Here is a 2,135-nt window from a genome sequence, read left to right on the forward strand (position 1 = left end):
CGATCGGCACGCCAGGATCGACCCGGTGCTGATAATAGAGATCGATATGGTCCACGCCCAGACGACTCAGGGAGGCATCGCAAGCCTGGCGAACATATTCTGCATCGCCGCGAATCCCGAGGAATTCTCCATTTGGTCCCCGTACATTGCCGAACTTCGTTGCAAGAATCACTTCATCACGCCGCTCGCGGATTGCCTGGCCGACCAGTATTTCGTTGGTGAATGGGCCGTACATGTCGGCAGTGTCGATGAAGTTGATACCAAGTTCAAGCGAACGGTGGATTGTCGCAATCGATTCGGTTTCATCACCCTGTCCATAGAACTCGGACATACCCATGCAGCCCAGGCCAAGCGCCGAAACTTCCAGTCCCTGTTGCCCTAATTTGCGTTTTTGCATTCTTTTTCCTGCCTCTATTGAAATCTGAGTGGGTTAAATTGCCGGGTCAAGGGCGGGCGTAGCCCGGCGCAGCGCACCCTTGATGCGGCAATTTAACCAGTTATGCTTGGACTGGCTGAGTCCGGCAGAATGACGGACTCAGCCATGCCAANTCCGGCAGAATGACGGACTCAGCCATGCCAACCCGATAGCAATCATGACCAGTCAACTGTTTGAAGCCGCCTTGGGTATCAAGGCTCCCTGGTTCGTCCAGAGCGTGAATTTTGATGAAGCCCGTCGCCAATTAACGATTGGTGTGGATTTTGTGGCCGGCAGCCGCTTCGCGCATGCGGATGCCCCCGGCGAACATCCAGTGCACGACACCCAGATCAAGCGGCTGCGCCACCTCAATTTCTTTCAGCACGAGTGCTACCTGGAAGTGCGGGTGCCGCGCGTGCGCCTTCCCGACGGCAAGGTGCGTCTGGTCGAGCCGGAATGGGTTGGCCGGCTCGACGGGTTCACACTGTTGTTCGAGGCGCTGGTGCTGGCGATGTGCCAGCAAATGCCCTTTGCCGCCGTGGCGCGCCTGGTTGGCCTGTCCTGGCATCGGGTCCATGCGATCTGCTCGCGCTACGTGGAACTGGCGACCGATGCAGCCGACCTGTCGCAGGTATCGGCCGTTGCCATTGATGAAACCTCGTCCCGGCGCGGCCACAACTATCTGACGCTGGTGGCCGACATGGCTGCGCGGCGCGTGATTTTTGTCACCCCCGAGCGCAATAGCAACACCGTCGCCGAGTTTGCACAGCACTTGCGCGAGCACGGGGCCGATCCGCAGCAGATCGCCTCGGCCAGCATCGACATGTCGCCCGCCTTCATCAAGGGCGTGGCTACCCATTTGCCCGCGGCCCGCGTGACGTTCGACAAGTTTCATGTGATTGCACATGCCTCGGCCGCTCTCGACACGATGCGCCGCCTTGAACAAAAGACCGATCCTGACCTGAAAGGATTACGCTGGACCTTGCTCAAGGACCGCAACAAACTGCACGTCGAGCAGCAACGCGATCTGGATGCGCTGGTGGCCCGCTTCACCAGCAAGCGTACTGCGCGCGCCTGGCTGTATCGCGAGCAGTTGCGCGACATCCTCGATCGCAAGCAGATCCATGTCGTCTCTGCCATGTTGGCCCAATGGTGTACCAACGTAATGCGCTCCAAAGTCGAGCCGATGAAGGACGTGGCAAAAATGATTCGCAATCACTTTGACGGCATCGTTGCATGGACGCAAACACGCCAAACCAATGGCTTTATCGAAGCGATCAACGGCTTGTTCCAGGCGGCCAAACGCAAGGCCCGCGGCTTCGTGCGATTTACAACCATGCGCACCGTGCTCTTCTTGATCGCCGGAAAACTCGACTTCACAAAAATCAACCCACATGCCGCATAACCCACTCGAAATTCAATAGAGCCTTTTTCCTCTTATCTCTTGCATCTTCAATGGGGCCTCGTACGGCGAAGGCCTTGCGCCCGTGGTCTTTTAAGATAGACTTGCGACGCTCCAGTTCCCGGGAGTGAGGGAGAGCGCTAGAATGGCCTCGTTGGTCTGGACAGAAATCGTTGGGTCCTAGCTGGAGCTTTGCCAAGAGTTGGCGTTATTTATTCCCTGCGCTGGCCGTAGCATGGCCGGCCGGTGGTTAGCGTAAAACGCATCTCGGGTGTCATGCCGTCAAGTGGGCTGTGGGCTGACAGGTCGCATTTGTTC

At 57.7% G+C, this 2,135-nt stretch carries 2 protein-coding genes; one reads left to right on the plus strand and one right to left on the minus strand.

The genetic code is table 11. From position 1 onward, the window contains the following. Positions 1–397 (minus strand): aldo/keto reductase (locus tag JK635_RS28535; RefSeq protein WP_202654706.1); only part of this gene is annotated, 397 nt, incomplete at its 3' end. A gap of 196 nt (positions 398–593) precedes the next feature. Between JK635_RS28535 and JK635_RS28540 the strand changes: the two genes are divergently transcribed. Next, positions 594–1,820 (plus strand): ISL3 family transposase, encoded by a 1,227-nt coding sequence (locus JK635_RS28540; RefSeq protein ID WP_202654707.1) that lies wholly within the window; start codon positions 594–596, stop codon positions 1,818–1,820. Positions 1,821–2,135: the final 315 nt, after the last annotated feature.

The sequence above is a fragment of the Neobacillus paridis genome (assembly GCF_016765675.1).
Lineage (GTDB): Bacteria > Bacillota > Bacilli > Bacillales > Cytobacillaceae > Neobacillus > Neobacillus paridis.

Bases quoted from the DNA above. Each gene is read 5' to 3' on its own strand.
- JK635_RS28540 (WP_202654707.1), top strand. From the start codon at position 594: ATGACCAGTCAACTGTTTGAAGCCGCCTTGGGTATCAAGGCTCCCTGG.